A 17,148-nucleotide genomic window follows, 5' to 3' on the forward strand; every position below is an offset into this window, starting at 1 on the left:
CGAAGAGATCGACGGTGCCGTCCTGCGCGATGAGCGTGCGCGGCAGGTTCGCGGTGCCGGTGCCGCCCTCTCCGGTGCCGCCGCCGGGTTCGTCTCCAATATCCTCCCCGGCTGCCGCGCGCGAGAAGAGCGGATCTGCGAACGGGGTCGCCCCCGGTACCGACGGATGCAGCAGGCGCTGCGCCGTTTCCTCGGTCACCACCGTGGCGGCCATCTCTTGCGCCGTCAGCGTGAGGCCGTCGGCGAAAACGAAGCTTTCGACCGGGTCCCAGCTGCTCCGGAACTGGTTGCGGATCAGCAACTGGTCCTGGCTGCCGGTGAACCGCAGCAGAAGGTCGTCGTCCTGCCGGGTGGCCACCACCTCGGCCGCGAGGATCCCGGCGCCGAAACGCACCGTGTCGCTCGATCCGTTCCAATCCTGCGCCTCGGAGATCTCGTCGCGCCCGTCGCCCGGGTCGAACCGGTATTCCGTGTCGCCGCGCCCGCCCAGCAGGACGTCGTCCCCGGCCCCGCCCGAAACCGTGGCATCCGCGCGATAGATCGTTCCCAGATCGATCGTTTCGCTGCTCGCATCGCCCGTGGTCGCCCGCGCGAGGATCTCGTCCAGCTCCCAGGTCGTGCCGTCGGCAAAGACGAAGCGTTCGATCGCGGAATCGCGGCCGACATTGGCGAACATGTCGCGAATGGTGATCCGGTCCCCGGTGCCGGCGATGCCGATGACCAGGTCCCGCGGCCCGACGCTCAGGAATTCGATGTCGTCAGGCAGGATCCCGGCCTCGAAACGGATGCGGTCGATGATCCCGTCGGTTTCCCGCTCGATATCCGCGATCGTGTCCTGCCCGTCGCCGAGTCCGAAGAAATAGGTGTCGCCGCCGCTGTGGCCCTGCAACAGCTCGTTCCCCAGCCCGCCATGGACCACGTCCGCGCCGCGCCCGGTTTCCAGCCAGTCGTTGCCTTCGCGGCCGAAGACGTCGGTGCCGGGTTCGGCCCCCGGCGCCAGTGGCCCCGAGCCGATGATGATGTGATCGTCGCCGTCGGTCCCGGGGATCCCGCGCGCGATCTGCGCCAGGCTGAACGAGGTGCCGTCGCTGTATTCAACCGTGCCCACGATGGCGTCGGGATCGTCGACCGGATCGACAAGCGTCAGCCGGTCGTCGGTGCCTTCGATCATCAGGATGATGTTGCCGTCGGCATCGCGCTTGGCGGTCACGTCGCCCGGCGCGATGTCGCTGCCGAACAGGATCTTGCCATAGCCGTCCACGTGATCGCGCGCGACGATCCGGTCCTGCCCGTCCCCGCGCGAGAAGGTATAGACGTCCTCGCCGAAGCCGTCGAAGATCACGTCGTTGCCGAAGCCGGGGCGATAGATCTCGGCCCCGTTGGTGCCCAGCAGGAAGTCGTCGGCGTCGCTTCCGATGGCATTGGCGAGGTCCAGCAGAACGTCACGCGACCAGATCGTGCCGTCGGTGAACTCGACGAAATCGATCACCGCGTTGCGGATGATGATCGCGTCGTTCTCGGCCACGAAGGTCATCAAGAGGTCGTCACGGTCCGAGGCCAGGCGCTCGACCCGCACGTCCTCGGGCCGGTAGCCGGCAAGATAGAGCGTATCGGTGCCGTGCTCGTCCTCGATCACGTCCTGCCCGTCGCCGCGCGCGAACATGTAGGAATCGTCGCCCCGCGCCCCCTGCAGCAGGTCGTCTCCCAGCCCGCCGTCGATCACGTCGGCCAGATCGCTGCCCCGTACCGCATCCGATCCGGCGCTGGTCTGCGCATTGACCGAGGCCTGAACCAGCTCGGCCGCGCCCCAGATGACACCATCGGCGAAATGCAGGGACGGCACGGCACCGGCACCGAGCGCGCCCGCGATCTCGAGCTGGTCCCCGCTGGCCGGGAACGAGACGATCAGATCGTCGCTTGATCCGTCGGCGGCCCGCACCACGGCGGCGCTGCTCGTCAGGTCGGGCAGCACGATGGCGGCGCTGCCGGCGCCCGGCGCCATTTCGAACCGGTCCATCCCGTCGCCGAGCCGGAAGATCACCTGACCGCCCTCGGAGAGGATGTTCAGGTCGTTGCCCTGCCCGGCCGCCAGCGGCACCCCGTCCTCGAAATCAGCGGTGCGCAGGATGTCCTGCGAGGCCGAGCTCTCTTCCGCGCGGATCATGGCGCGGATCTCGGCGATGCCGAGCTCGGTCCCGTCTTCGAATTCGAAGATCTCGACCGGGTTGGCGCTGTAGCCGCCCAGGATGACCAGCCGCTCGTCGGTTGCGGCAAGGCGGATCAGCAGGTCGCCGTCGACATTGGTGAAACTGATGGTTTCCGCCGTGATCCCGGCCCCGAAGACCACCCGGTCGAACCCCGAACTGTCGAAGATGCTGTCGCTGTCGTCGCCATAGCCGAAGCGATAGCTGTCGTCGCCATCGCCGCCCAGCATCGCGTCGGAGCCCGCACCGCCGGCGATCACGTCGTCGCGGTTGTCGAGACCGACAAGCTGTTCGTCCGCCTCGGTCCCCGTGAGCATCCGGTCGATGATCTCGTCCAGGCTCAGCGTGCTGCCGTCGCCAAACCGGAACTGTTCGACCCGCGTCGATCCGAGGCCGCCGACGATCGTCAGAACGTCCGATCCGTTTCCGAGGTCGATGATCAGGTCGTCGCCGTCGCGCGTGATCCGCAACGCGTCGCGCGTGACCGAGGCGCCGAACTGCACAAGGTCGATCACACCCTCGGCGTCCGTCCGCTCGACGATCCGGTCAAAGTCGTAATCCGCGCCGAAAGCGTAGATATCGGCCGCGGTTCCCCCGACGAGCGTGTCGTCGCCCTGGCGCCCGTCGAGCGAGTTGGGATTGTCCGGATTGCCCTCGATCAGGTTGTCGCCGCGGTTGCCGCCCTCGATCTGGAGGTCTTCCTCGACATCCGAGATCAGGAGGAACCCGCCGTCGGCGAATTCGAACCGCTCGACCCCGTTGTCGAGATCCAGGAACTGGTTGCGGATCCGCAGCGTGTCGGTCCGTTCCAGAACCGAAATGACGAGGTCGTTGCCGTCCTTGGTGAAGACAACGTTCTCCTGGGTGATGTCGTCACCGAAACGGACGATATCGTCGACCGGCACGATGATGTCCTCGCGGTCGTGCCAGGAGGCGCGAACGCGGGTATCCTCGATCACGTCCTGATCATAGCCCACGTCGAAGAGGTAGATGTCGCCGCCGTCGTTGCCGATCAGCAGGTCGTCGCCGCCCCGGCCGTCAAGCGTCTCGGAAAAGTTCGAACCGGTGATCGTCTCGGCCGCGTTCGTGCCGACGAGGTCGATGTCCTCGGGGTTGAAATCGGTGTAGTCGAGCGTGCGGTCGGCGAACTGGAAGAACTCGTTCGCATGGGTCTGCCGGTGTTCGCGGACATACTGGTTCTCGAGGATGATCCTGTCGTCGGTGCCGGCGAGCGAAATGATCAGGTCCAGCGCGGTCCGCGAGAATTCCACCTCGGTCGACAGGATGCCGGTGAATTCGATCGTCTCGCTGCCCGAGGTATCGAAGACCGTATCCGTGCCGTAGCCCGCCGCGAAGACGTAGGTGTCGCTGGCGCTCTGCCCTTCCAGCCGGTCATCGCCCAGGCCGCCGTCGATCCGGTCGTTGATCGTCTCGAACCCGTAGATGATGTCGTCGCCCTCTGTCCTGGCGATGTCGACATAGTGCTGCAGCAGCTTCAGATAGTTCCAGACCGTGCCGTCCGCGAACTCGAACTCCTCGATCAGGTTGATGTAGCCGACCAGCAGGATCTCGTCGAGGAAATCGGTAAAGATCACCTCGTCTTCGGTGCCGGTGATCCGCATCGTCAGCGTGTCGCCGCTGCCGTCGCGCAGATAGTCGAAATCCGTCCACCGCAAGTCGTCGGTGAACGTCATCAGGTCGTCCTTGGGCCCGAACAGCGACGAACCGAAATCGGCGTCCAGCACGACATCGCTGCCGTAGCCGCGTCCGAAGATGTAGGTGTCGAACCCTTGCTTGCCGGTCAGGAAGTCGTCGCCCGCGCCGCCGTCCAGCGTGTTGTCGTTCAGCATGCCGTAGATGGCATCGTCGCCGTCCGTCTTGGCGTTCTTGATGACCCGGTCGACGATATCGACGTAATCGAGCGTCGTGCCCTTCTCGAAGATGATCTTCTCGATCAGGTTCGGCGCGACGAAATCCAGGCCGTCATCCGCGCCGATCGCTTCGCTGAACGCCCCGAGGTTGAGCCGCACGCCGCCGAACTGGCCGACCAGTTCCACGCTGTCGCCGGTCGGGTTGCCGTCCTGGTCCAGCACCGTGATCAGCAGGTTCTCGGACGCGCCGTCACGGGTCAGCCGCACCGTGTCCTGGGTGATGTCCCCGCGGAACATCAGGAAATCCATGCCCGCCTGCACCGGCCCGAACGAGAAGTTGCCCAGATCGTCGATCACGTCGTTGCCGTCGCCGGGACGGAAGATGTAGGTATCGCCGCCCGCGCCGCCGCTGAGATAGTCGTTGTTCAGACCGCCCAGCAGGATATCGCCCGAGCCCGAGCCGTAATAGGCATCGACCTCGTCCGCATCGGCGCGTTCGAAGTCAACCACCGCGAAGGACATGCGATAGCGATCCCAGACCACGCCGTCGGCGAAGACGATCTCTTCGACGCCCGTCTGGACGCGGTCGCCGTTGGTCAGGATGATGTTCCGCTCGCCCAGGAACTGTTCGTTCAGCCGGACGAAGTTCGCGCCGTCGTTGTAGAAGAGGATCAGATCCTCGCCGTCGCGGACGGCCCTGACCTCGTCCGAGCGGAGCGAGGTGAAGCGCAGCTGGTCATGATCGCCGATGTCGCGGTCGTAGATGATGTCGTCGCCGGCATCCTTGCCGATGAAGTAGACATCCACCTGGTTGGAGTCGTCGAATGCCTGCGTGTCGGCGTCGTAGCTGCCGATGACCGTCTGATCGCCGCCGGTGATGTAGTAGAAGTTCGTCCCGTCGTGCCCGCGCACTTCGGTATCCGTCTCCTCGTGCGTGACGATCCGCCGCTCGTCCACCGCGAAGGCGTTCGCGATGGCGCGGATGTCCAGGTCGATCGGCGTTTCCTCGTAGGCCGCCAGGATCATCTGCATCACGAACGGCTGGTCGAGGCTCACCCCCTGATCGAAGAAGTACTTTTTGTCGCGAGGGACGTAATCGGGATAGATCAGCGACAGGATCGCCTGCCACTGGGTCAGGTAATCGACGACCGCGTCATCTTCGTTGCTTTCGGGCGCGGCGGCGAAGATCGCCTCGAAGACCGGCGCAAGCTCGCGGTCGGTCGTGGGGCGATAGACGTCTTCCTCGGCATCGTATTCCATCCCCTCGAAAAAGGGTTTCAGCCCGTCCTGAACCGCCAGCCGGACCGCGAAGCGGCGGCTGGCGAGGAAATACTGCTGCATCGAAATCTCGACGAGATCGATCATCGGCGTGATGACGGAGTCGTAGGTATCGACCGAGGTGGAATAGCTGCCGCCCTCGACAACCTTGTAATCGATCAGCCCGGTGTCGTTGTCGAGCGTCGCCGACAGCATCTCTTCCCGGAATTCGATCCCGGCGAGGCTGGTGGCGAAATGGAACTGTCCCGGCGTCAGGATCTCGACCCTGTGCAGGCTGTCGTCCGAGGAATTCACCTCGTCCAGCGTGTCGAAATCGACCTCGTAGTTGCGCAGCGCGAACTCGCGGGAATCCCCGGTCTTGAACTGCAGCTCGAGCGCCCGGTCGAGATTGCGGGCCCAGACGAAGAACGTGCCGTCCTGGTCGGTGACCTCGACCGTGTAATCGACCGTGATGCCGTCGATGACCCGGACCCCGATCTCCTCGACCTCGACCTTGGCAAAGGGATTGTGGCCGATCTCTTCCAGCCGCCATTCCTGGCCCGTATCGCGCTCCAGCGCCAGGATGTCGTCGATGGTCGGCGACGCGATGGCCGCCCCGCCCGCATCGGTGATCTCGCGACCGCTGGCCAGGCGCCAGCTGCCGTCGGCGTTCTGGATGCCGAAGTCGTCGATCACCGCCCGGCCCTCGACGATGCGCATCAGGTAGGGCGCGTTCTCGCGGTGTTCGACCGCGTCCCCGCGGGTCGCGGGCGACCATGCCTGCTCGACCTGCCAGGTTTCGCCGGAGGCGGTGGCCTGCGCGAGGATATCCTCGATCGTCGCGCGGTCGATCACCTGGCCCGCGCCGTCCAGCACCGGATCGCCGCTTGCCAGCGTCCAGTAGCCCCCCAGGTCGTCCTCGAGATAGACCGCGCGATCCGCCAGGCTGATCTTGCCCTCGGCATCCTCGTGCAGCAGCACCGGAATCAGCTCGCGCGTGGTCTCGAGCGTCTGGCCCCAGTAGCTCAGCGCCGGGCCGGCCTGTTCGCGGATCTTGAAGTAATCCGGCTCGGTCATCGAGGCCGCGGCCTCGGCCACGATCTGGCCCAGCAGGATGTCGTTGGCCATGGCCACGCTGAGATCGGTCATCGAGCCGTAGCCGCGGCTGTCGATATCGAGGTCCTGCTGCCAGGGCGCCCGGCCGGATTCGCCGGCATAGACCGTGTAGGACTCGAGCGATTCGAAGATCGCCTCGAACATCCGCACGGTCGAGCCGTCGTCGAATTCGACAAAGCCCGTGGCCAGCAGATCGGCACCCTGCGGCGTCCGCAGATCCAGCGGATCGTTGGCCAGGTCGATCGACACGATGCCCAGCTCGTCCAGCGAGAAAAGCTCGCCTGCGTCCGTCGCGCCGTCTGTATCGAGATCGCGCCAGATCTGCAGCTCGACCCAGTTCAGGTCAGCCGCGGTTATCCTGCCGTCCCCGTCGCCGCCGTTCGCGACCTGATCCCATTTCGCCAGCTCGGCATAGCCGCCTTCGAACTGGTTGCCGAACATCTCGGATATGTCGTCGATCCGGTCGTTGTTGTTCCTGTCGTGGACCAGGAACCCGTCGTCGCCGTCGAGCCAGCCGGACAGTTCCGCGAAGAGATCGAGGTCGAAGTCGAAATAGACCTGCGCCACTTCCACGGACACGGTCTCGATCCCGTCGCCGTCGAGGTCGATGACCAGCGGATCGGCCCCCGCCGCCCAGAGGCTGTTCTTGGCCAGACGCGTCGCGGCGCCCGCAAGCCAGTGGGCCGCATCGGCCAGCATCAGCGCGTCATAGGCTTCGAAGAGGAAGTTGACGGCCGGCGTCGCCTTGATGATCTGGTCGGCCACCTGGCCGATCCCGCCCATGATGGTCGAGAAGACGTTGGGGAAGTTGAACAGCATCCCGAAGTCGCCGGTCTCGTTCGCGGCGCTTTTCTCGGCGCTCTGGAAGCCGCCCAGATCCTCCCACCACGGCCCGCTGAACGTGTCCGCGGTATCGAAGGTGAAGTCGCGGATGGTCTGGAATCCGGTAAAGCCGACATCTCCGTCGCCAAGGTCGATGCTGTCGGCGATGCTCTGGCCCGTGGCGATGCGGAACAGCAGATCGGTCATGTTGGCGATGACCATCACCGCTTCGCCGGTCTCTTCGTTCTTAGTGGCGATATAGGCGATGTTGGGCAGCCAGGTGTCGAAGAACGTTCGCATCAGCCCGGCGGTCGCGGCGGTGTTGATCAGCGCGAAATAGGTGAAGCCCGTGGCGACCGCATCCAGCGCCTCCTTGCTGCCGGTGATCGCGCCGACGGCGAACGAGACCGACGTTCCGCTCGCGTCGCCGCCGGTCAGCGGCACGCCGTAGAACGACAGGATGTCGTTCTTCTGCGGATCCATGATGGTGGTATCGGGCGCGAACCAGAAATGATCGGCATTGTCGCCGCCGTCATCGTCGCCGAAGCCGCCGATGCCGCCGCCCTCGGTTTCCTGGGTTCCGCTGAACGTGTCGCCGTAAAGCTCGCCGCCCGGCGTGGTGTTGATGATCAGGTCGCGCCCGGCGCCGCCGGCCGTCCGCACCGCCTGGCCGCCCGTGACGATGATGATGTCGTTGTCGTCTCCGCCATCTACGGAAAGGTCCCCGTCCGGCACCTCGCTGATGTAGATGACATCGATACCGCCCATGCCCTTGATGTCGCCGTTCCCGGAATGGCTGCCCTCGTCGTCGCTGGTGATCGAGAAACGGTCGTCGAGATCGGTCAGGGTGACATTGTCGACGCCGGTGAAGGACACCTTGTCGTCGGGGACGAGCAGGTCTTCGACCGCCAGGAGCGCGGCCACGCTCAGCGGTTGCGCGGCGCCCAGGAAGTTGGTCGCCTGATACCCCAGGGTCAGATGCGGGAATGTCACCTGCACATCGCCGTTGCGGTAGAAGACGCCCTGCTGGCCGAAGAACGACAGGTCACGCTGATCGAAGGAGAGCGTGTCGCGCGCGTTCGAATCGGTTTCCTCGCCCAGGTCGATCGTGATCGAGGTGCGGAAGAGGTCGAGCAGGTTCTCCTTGCTGATGACGACGTTGTCGGCCTTGTCCGTCAGCGTCATCTCTTCGGTGTTGAAGACCAGGTCCTCGACGGTGTTCCCCTGAGAGTCGGTCCCCTCGACCCGCAGCTGCACGGTCAGCTGGTCGAACAGCCCGAACCCCTCGCCGGCGATGTCCGGAGAGAGCGTGATCGTCAGGTCGACACCGCTGCTCCCGAGGTTGTAGAGCACCTCGTCGTCGCCATCGCCGCCGATGATCAGGTTGCGGCCGTCGCCACCCGCCATCGTGTCGTCGCCGGTCCCGGCGTTGACCACGTCGTCGCCGTCGCCGCTTTCGATATAGTCGCCCCCGCCCGAGCCGAAGATCAAGTCGTTGCCGAGGGTGCCGTAGATGCTCTCGTCCACACCGGCGCCGACGAAGACATCGACCGAGGCCGAGTTGCCGCTGCCCGAGGCCGGCCCCAGCACCCGTTCGGGCATGTAGAAGGACGTCGCGTCGGCACGCGCACGCATGTGGAAGCGGTCGAAGATCTCGGGCGTATCGGCCCCCCAGCCCCCCATGGCGACATCCGTGGGCGAGGCAAGGCCGGTCCAGCGCAACAGCGTGTCGAACCAGTTCTCGTCCGTCTGGGCAAAGAACGCGTCGCGGAAATTGACGATGTTGATCGGGTCGAGCTTTTCGTCCAGCCCGAGCTGGTCTTTCCAGAGCGCTTCCGACGCGTCGAAGGCCAGGATGTTGCCGTCGTCGGAACGGGTCAGAACGCCCTCCCTGGCGCTCTCGTTGCCCTCGATATCCTGAACCGACAGCGCCGCGGCGTACTGGACGACGAAATCGGCCAGCGCCTGTTTCACGTCCCGGAAGAGCGTCACCCCGCTCAGCCCGATGGAGGGACTGAATTCGATGAACTTTTCGAAGAAATCCGAGGGGTTGCCCGCGATGACCGCACCCAGTTCGTCGGCGTCGTCGAACATCGACCAGATGCCGGTATCGCCGAAGGGCCGTTCGCCCTCGTCCAGCGCGGAATAGGCGATGGCCGAAGCCATGGTGACCGCATCGCTGCCCAGATCCCCCTTGAAGCTCTCGATGTCCGGGATCGTCGCGGCGATCTGGGCATCGAAGTACGCGTTCCAGAGCTGCTTGCCCACGGTCTGCCAGTCGGTCCGGCCCTCGTCCCGCGCCCAGATCAGGTTGATCAGCAGCGGCATGGAATGCAGCGTCACCGGGTCCCGCAGGCCGCCGTGGCTGTCGATCGGTTCGTAATCGCTGAAAAAGGCCGTCCGCAGCGCCGCCAGCACCTCTCCGGTGGTCGAATAGGCGTCGATGCTGGCCCCTTCGAACGGCGGCGGCATGACACCGCCGAAATACCGGTTCCGATAATCTTCGCTGACCTCGGCCAGCGCCCAGAGGACACCCGACACGATCTCGTAGGTCATGTGGTCGAAGATCACGCCCTCTTCGCCGTAGGCCGTCGCCACCAGCCCCGCCAGACCGCCCCCGAGCGAATGGCCCGTGGTGGTGATCTCGCCGAAATCCAGCAGCCCCTCGTCGGCGCTGACAAGGTTGTAGAAGTCCAGCGCGAGCGAGGCCTGGCCGTCTTCGCCGCCCGGCCACCCGCCGCCGGCCGTCCAGCCGTTGCTCACATCCAGCCAGAGCGGAGAGTTGAAGAAATCGCCGTCGAGACTGGGGTTCGTGCCGCGGTACGAGATGACCACGCCGTCGCCGATCGACTCGATCTGACTGGTATCGTAGGCCAGCGCGTAAAATCCGCTGTCCTGCCAGTCGCTATAGATCGCGCCGTCTAGATCGTATCCGTCCCGGGGAAGGAGTGTTGCCGCGCCGATCTGCGCCCCTTCGAGCCGCACGACATCGTCATAATCGCGGTTGTAGACGTCCAGCGACAGAATCGCGAGGTACAGATCTCTGCTTAATGCCATGATCGGAAAACCCCAATATCAACAATGGATTTCCGCGCAAATTGCGGAAAAGACAAATTAATTTCAAACAGCGCGGCGATCCGCCCCCGGGTACGGGAAGGTTTGCCAGCAGTGAAAATGACTGACGCCGCTCCCCTTGATCACAAGTTTAGCGGCGGAAATTTTGCCCTGTCAAAAGAATTGGGGCGCGCGCGCTCTCCCACGGGCGCTGGCAGCGGCGGCATTAAGGTATACTATGAAAACAAATCCGCTATGCAGTGTGTTCATGTCTTGTCTGCGGTTCGCGGATTCTTGCCGCGAAATGACCGGTTTTTCGAAGCGAACGCCGCGAACCGACCTCGATTTGTCGCTTTTTCACACCGATCGCGCGGAGGCCTCGCAGACGCCTCCCGCAGCCTGAATCGCGTTGCATTTCCCGGATTGATCGACTCGTGCAAACGGATTATCTGCGATTCACGGGGCGGCGGTCGCCTCGTGCGATTGCAACCAGCAACCATCAGGAGGGCGAGATGCTGACACGCGACGACATGATCCGTGAATATCGCGCGCGCGGAGCCACGTTCCCGGCGCTGCTTCTCGTCTACATTGTCATCCTGGGCACCATGGGGGCGACGGCTATGGCCATCGTCTGACGGCGTCGGACAAGCAGACGAGAGAATACAATGCACGGTAACGGGTAGGACCAGTCGCTATACGGCGACTGGTCCTTTTTCATTGCCGCGGTCAGACGTTCGCGGACTCTCCGACGTTGTCGACCCCGCGCTCTTCCAGAAGCGTGGTCAGCCAGTTCGGATCCATCTCGGGAACCGAGCTGAGCAGCAGGTCGGTATAGGGATGGTGCGGCGGAGTGAACATCTCGGTCTTGGGCCCCTGTTCGACCACCTTGCCGTGCTGCATCACCACCACCTCGTCGGCTATGGCGCGCACCGTGGCGAGGTCGTGGGTGATGAACATGTAGGCCAGGTTCAGCTCCTTCTGCAGCCGGTCGAGCAGCTTGAGGATCCCCTCGGCCACCAGCTGGTCGAGCGCCGATGTCACCTCGTCGCAGATGATGAACGACGGCTCGGCCGCCAGCGCCCGGGCGATACCGATCCGCTGCTTTTGTCCGCCCGACAGTTCCGGCGGAAAGCGGTCATAGTATTTCGACGGCTCCAGTTCGATCAGGTCGAGCAGTTCGTCCACCCGGCTCTTGAGCGCGGTGCCCTTCAGCCCGGAGTAGAACTGCGCCGGTCGGCCGATGATCTCGGAGATGCGAACCTTGGGGTTCAGCGCCGTATCCGCCATCTGATAGATCATCTGCGCCTGCCGCAGCTGATCCTTGGTCCGGTCGGTGTACTTGGGCGGCAGCGGCTCGCCCTTGAACAGGACCTGCCCGTTCGACGGCGGCAGCAGCCCGGTGATCACCCGCGCGGTCGTCGACTTGCCCGACCCGGACTCGCCCACCACCGCGACGGTCATCCCCTCGTGGATATCGAAGGACACGTCATCCAGAACCTTCGCCCCGCCGGTATAGGAGGCATCGACATTCTGCACCGAGATCAGAGGCGTTGCGTTCTTCGGCCGCTCCTTCTGCGGCCGCTCGAAACTGCGCACCGCCCAGAGGGACTTGGTGTAGTCCTCCTTGGGCGATTTCAGCATCTCTTCGGTCGGCGCCTCCTCGACCTCTTCGCCCTTCAGCAGCACCTTGATCGTGTCGGCCATCTGCGCCACCACGGCGAGATCGTGGGTGATGTAGATCGCCGCGGTGTTGAACTGGTCCACGATGTCGCGGATCGCGGCCAGCACCTCGATCTGCGTGGTCACGTCCAGCGCCGTGGTCGGTTCGTCGAAGATGATGAGGTCGGGACGGCAGGACATGGCCATCGCCGTCATCGCCCGCTGCAGCTGACCGCCCGACACCTGGTGCGGATAGCGAAAGCCGATCTCTTCGGGGTTGGGCAGACGCAGCCGTTCATAGAGCTGGATCGCGTCCTCCTGCGCCTCGACCCGCTTCTGGATGCGGTATTGCAGCGGCGCCTCGGTATGCTGGTCGATCAGCTTGTGCGCCGGGTTGAACGAGGCCGCCGCCGATTGCGCGACATAGGCGATGCGCGATCCGCGCAGCGCGCGCTTGTCGGCCTCGGTCGAGGTGGTCAGCTCGATCCCGTCGAATTCGATCGACGACCCTTCGACGATCCGGGTGCCGTCCCGGGCATAGCCCATGGCGGCGGCGCCGATCGTGGACTTGCCGGCCCCGGATTCACCGATCAGGCCCATGACCTCGCCCCGGTGCAGGGTGAGGTCCACGCCCTTGATGATGGGCACCCAGGTCTCGCCGGTATACCCTTCGATCTTCAGGTCCTTGATCTCCAGAAGGACCTGCTTTTTCAGCCCGGGGGCGATTGCGGAAGTATCGGTCATGATTATTGCTCCTTCAGGCCGGAGGACCGCCACAGCATCCAGTCGACGACGAAGTTGACCGCGACGGTCAACAGCGCGATGGCGGCTGCGGGGATGAGCGGGGTGATGTCACCGAACGAGATCAGCGTCGCGTTCTCGCGCACCATGGACCCCCAGTCCGCCGTGGGCGGCTGGATGCCGAGGCCGAGGAACGACAGGCCGGCGACGAGCAGGAAGACGAAGCAGAACTCGAGCCCGAATTCCGCCACCAGCGGTGCGGTCGAATTCGGCAGGATCTCCTTGCGGATCAGGTACCAGTCCCCTTCCCCGCGCAGCTTGGCCGCCTCGATATAGTCCATCACCACCACGTTGCCCGCGACCGCCCGTGTCAGGCGGAAGACGCGCGGCGCGTAGATGATGGCCACCGCGACGATGATCACCCCGATCTGCGGTCCGAAGATCGACAGCATCAGCAGCGCGAAGATCAGCGAGGGGATCGACATGATCACATCCGCGAAGCGGCCCATGAACTGGTCGAACCAGCCGCCCTTGACCGCCGCGAGAAGCCCCGCGAGCGCGCCCATCAGGAAGGCCGCCAGCGTCGCCAGCAGCGCGAGCCCCACGGTGTTCCGCGCGCCGTAGATGATGCGGCTGAACATGTCGCGCCCCAGCTGGTCGGCGCCCAGCAGCATGTTCGCATCCGCCGGTGCGAAGGCCGAGGAGATCACCTCGCTCTCGCCGTGCGGCGCGATCCAGGGGGCGAAGATGCCCGCGATGGCATAGGTGAAGATCACGAACATCCCGAAGGCGGCGGTCAGCGGCGCGGTCTTCAGCTCCTTCGAGGTGTTCCTGGGGGCGATGATCACCAGGAATTCCTTGAACGCGTAGGAGATGCCGGCCGCGAAGGCCAGCACCGCCGCCGCGATGGCGATGAAGCGCAAGGCCCCCGCCCCGCCGACGATGCCCAGGATGAAGGACACCAGCGTCAGCGAAAAGAGCATCATGAACACGCCGCGCTTTTCGTAGAAGGCCGCGAGGCAGGACGCGATGATCAGGAAGGCGAAGTAGAGTATGACGAAAAGTCCCATGGTCCCGCCCCCTTATTTCGGATGCCGCAGGCGCGGATTGGTGAGGATCGCACCAACGTCGGCTGCAAGGTTGAGCAGGATGAAGGTCGCCGCGAAGATCAGGCAGCAGGCCTGAACGACGGGGAAATCCCTCTTGGACACAGCGTCGACCAGCGACTGACCGATCCCCGGATAGACGAAGACAACCTCGACCAGCACCACGCCGGTGATCAGGTAGGCCAGGTTCAGCGCCACCACGTTGATGATGGGCGCCCAAGCGTTCGGCAGCGCGTGCCGCACGATGACCTTCCACGGCGGCGTGCCCTTGAGCCGCGCCATCTCGATATAGGGCGAGGCCAGCAGGTTGATGATCGCCGCCCGCGTCATGCGCATCATGTGCGCGGTGACGACCAGGACCAGCGTCAGCGCGGGCAGGAACGTCCGGTTCAGCAGTTCCCCGAGGCTGAGGTCACCGCTGAGGCTGGCGATGGCCGGGAACATCTGCGCCTTGACGGCGAGATAGAGGATCAGGATGTAGCCCAGGAAGAACTCGGGGCTCGAGATCGAGGTCAGGGTCAGCACGTTGGCCACCCGGTCGAAGAGCGTGTTGCGCAGCAGCGCGACGATCACGCCGAGCGTGATGGCAAAGGGAACCGCGATCACGGCGGCATAGGCCGCAAGGAAGAGCGTGTTGACGAAACGGTCCGAGATGACGGCGCTGACCCGTTCCCCGGTCACGACGGATTCCCCGAAGTCTCCGGTCAGGGCGCCGCCCAGCCATTGAAAGTACCGCAAGATCGCGGGATCGTTCAGCCCCATCTGCTCGCGCAGCGCGGCCAGGTTTTCCTCGGTCGCGCCCTGTCCCAGCACCGCCTGCGCGATGTCGCCGGGAAGGAGTTCGACCATGAAGAAGATGATGATCGAGATGATCAGCAACGTGATCAGCCCGAGACCAAGTCTCTTTAAGATAAGTGAGGCTATGTCACCCATGTGTGTCCCCGTTGTCTGGCCCGGTTCTGGTGCCGGATCGTTCTGGCGGACCGGGGCGCATCTTCAGGCGCTCTTGCGTGGTCCTCCGTCGGAAAAGGCCCCGGAGTTTCTCCGGGGCCTTTGATCTTCTGACCGCGTCAGTCCGTGAACCACCAGCGGCTCGCAGCGCGGGCGCCGTCGTTCTCCCAGCTCGCCGCCAGCTCCTCGGGCGTGCCGACATTGGCCCGGTTGGCATAGACGAAGTTGTTGAAGAACGGGATGATCGTGCCGCCGTCGTCCTTGGCCAGGATCGCCATCTCGCGGTACATTTCGGCCCGGCGCTCCTGATCCAGTTCGGACTTGGCCATCAGCAGCAGTTCGTTGAACCGCTCGTTCTGCCAGCGGCTCTCGTTCCAGGCGGCGTCGTCCTTGTAGGCCAGCGTGTACATCACGTCCGGCGTCGGACGCGCGCCCCAGGACACCATCTGGAACGGCTTCTTCAGCCAGACCTCGGAATAGTAGCCGTCGTTCGGTTCGCGCACCACGTTGATGTTGATGCCGGCCGCCTTGGCCTGTTCCTGGAAGAGCACCGCCAGGTCGACCGCGCCCGAGAAAAGGCTGTCCGCGGTCGAGATGTTGACCGACAGCCCCTCGGCCCCGGCCTTCTTGAGCAGCGAGCGCGCCTGGTCGGGATCGTATTCACGCTGCTCGATCCCTTCCGGGAAATAGGGCTGCGCGGGCGAATGGTGAAAATCGTTGCCCTTGGTCGCCGCGCCGAACGTGATCTTCTCGATGATCTCGTCGCGGTTGATCGCCAGCTTCAGCGCGTTGCGCACGTTGACGTCGTCGAACGGCGCGGTGTCGCAGTGCATCGGGAGGGTGATCGCGCCCGCCGAGGGGATGTTGTGGATCACGATGTTCGGGTCCCGCTGCAGCAGGGCCATGGTCTTGAGCTCGATCAGCGACACGGCATCGACGTCGCCGGTCACCAGGGCGGTCTGACGCGCGTTCGGATCGTTCAGCGTGATGATGTCGACACTGTCGAAATACGCGCCTTCGCCATGCCATCCGTCGTGGCGCGACAGCGAGATCTGCACGCCCCAGTCGATGTTGTCGATCTTGTAGGGGCCCGAGCCGTCGCCCGACTGCCAGTCGATCGTGCCGTCCTCATTCGCGGGGCAGATCGCCAGGTGGTAGTCGGTCATCAGCCAGCCGAGGTCGGCGTTGCCGCGCGACAGGGTGAAGGTCACCGTGTGGTCGCCGTCGGCGGTGATCTCGGTCACATCGGTCAACAATGCCTTGGCCGCCGAGGTCGTGTCGTCCCCGCGGTGATGGTTGAACGAGGCGATGACATCGGTGGCGGTCACCGGCCGGCCGCTGTGGAAGCTTGCGTTCGGGTTCAGCTCGAAGGTCCATTCGGACGCGTCCTCGCTGGCCTCCCACGAGGTCGCGAGATCGGGGCCCAGCGACCCGTCGCCGTTGATCATCGTCAGGTAGGAGCGGTGCGTATGCGCCAGATAGATCTGCTGGCGCGACAGGTAGGTGCCAGGATCGTGGGTGTCGGCGCTGTTGCCGTCATGCAAACCCCAGCGGAAATGGCCGCCGCTCTTCGGCTGCGCCGCCGCCTTGGTAGTCCAGAGGCCGGTCGCGGTGGTGGCCGTGAGACCGGCCATCAGCGAATAATTCATGAACTCGCGCCGCGAGATGCGGCCCTTGCGGGCCTCATCCGCGATGCGGTCGATGAGCTGTTGATTCTTTTTGGTCATGATAACTCCCTATCGTCAGCGGTCCGCCATTGCCTGCAGACTCGGCTGGTTTCCCCAGTCTTGTACCCGCCAGCGACATGCATTGGGACAAAACCGACACTTTTTGATCAAACCACGAACTGGCCGCTTCTTGAACCCCCTTATGCGAAAGGATTTTCACGGTCGCGTGGGGGAAACCGTGCAAAAGACCGCCGATCCGGAATTCCGGCTTGACCCGGACGTCCCGCCGCGGCCCCGGGTGGTCGAACGAACGAGGCCGCGCCCGGCAGCCCGCCGTCCCGACCGCGGGAGGGGGCGACCGGGCCGGCCCGCCGCCCCTTCGGGCGATCGCAACCCGGTGCCATAGTGCGGATCGGTGGATGCCGGGCCCGCCACCGCGCCGCCCGGATAAGAGGGCGGAATGCGCAGCAGCAAGAGCGTTCACGTCATATCGGCTCATGCCGAGGGAGAAGTCGGAGACGTCATCGTCGGCGGTATCCCTCCCCCGCCGGGCATCAACACATGCTCGACCCGGACGACCCCTGTCCGAGGGGCTATCGCCTCACCGATACCTGGGGGGCGCGATGACAGCGGGGCAGCACCCTCCCGCCTTTCGCCACGAGCATCTCGGCCGCCGCTCAACCCAATGAACGCTCCGATA

At 64.6% G+C, this 17,148-nt stretch carries 6 protein-coding genes (1 of these 6 cut by a window edge); 1 reads left to right on the forward strand and 5 read right to left on the reverse strand.

What is annotated here, in order from left to right; genetic code table 11:
• Positions 1-10,327: the beginning of a tandem-95 repeat protein gene (locus OB2597_RS21635; RefSeq protein WP_009805038.1), read on the reverse strand. Its footprint begins 18,380 nt before the window's first position; 10,327 of the gene's 28,707 nt are visible here — the first part of the coding sequence; its start codon is at positions 10,325-10,327; its stop codon lies off the left edge, out of view.
• 509 nt (positions 10,328-10,836) lie between these two features.
• On the opposite strand from OB2597_RS21635, the gene OB2597_RS22640 reads away from it, so the two are divergent.
• Positions 10,837-10,959, forward strand: coding sequence for a hypothetical protein (locus tag OB2597_RS22640; RefSeq protein WP_009805039.1), 123 nt, complete (start codon positions 10,837-10,839; stop codon positions 10,957-10,959).
• Positions 10,960-11,050: 91 nt separating this feature from the next.
• On the opposite strand, the gene OB2597_RS08015 is transcribed toward OB2597_RS22640, so the two are convergent.
• The 4 genes from OB2597_RS08015 to OB2597_RS08030 all read right to left on the reverse strand — a co-directional run bounded on the left by OB2597_RS08015 (position 11,051) and on the right by OB2597_RS08030 (position 16,508).
• Positions 11,051-12,727 (reverse strand): ABC transporter ATP-binding protein, encoded by a 1,677-nt coding sequence (locus tag OB2597_RS08015; RefSeq protein ID WP_009805040.1) that lies wholly within the window; start codon positions 12,725-12,727, stop codon positions 11,051-11,053.
• A 2-nt stretch (positions 12,728-12,729) separates the two neighbouring features.
• Positions 12,730-13,794: an ABC transporter permease gene (locus OB2597_RS08020; protein ID WP_009805041.1), complete on the reverse strand. Its 1,065-nt coding sequence runs from the start codon at positions 13,792-13,794 to the stop codon at positions 12,730-12,732.
• 12 nt (positions 13,795-13,806) lie between these two features.
• A complete protein-coding gene (locus tag OB2597_RS08025) occupies positions 13,807-14,763 on the reverse strand; it encodes an ABC transporter permease (RefSeq protein WP_040609212.1) in 957 nt (318 codons plus the stop codon).
• Positions 14,764-14,900: 137 nt separating this feature from the next.
• Positions 14,901-16,508 (reverse strand): ABC transporter substrate-binding protein, encoded by a 1,608-nt coding sequence (locus OB2597_RS08030; RefSeq protein ID WP_009805043.1) that lies wholly within the window; start codon positions 16,506-16,508, stop codon positions 14,901-14,903.
• Positions 16,509-17,148 lie beyond the last annotated feature (640 nt).

It is taken from the genome of Pseudooceanicola batsensis HTCC2597, from assembly GCF_000152725.1.
In the GTDB taxonomy this organism is placed as follows: domain Bacteria; phylum Pseudomonadota; class Alphaproteobacteria; order Rhodobacterales; family Rhodobacteraceae; genus Pseudooceanicola; species Pseudooceanicola batsensis.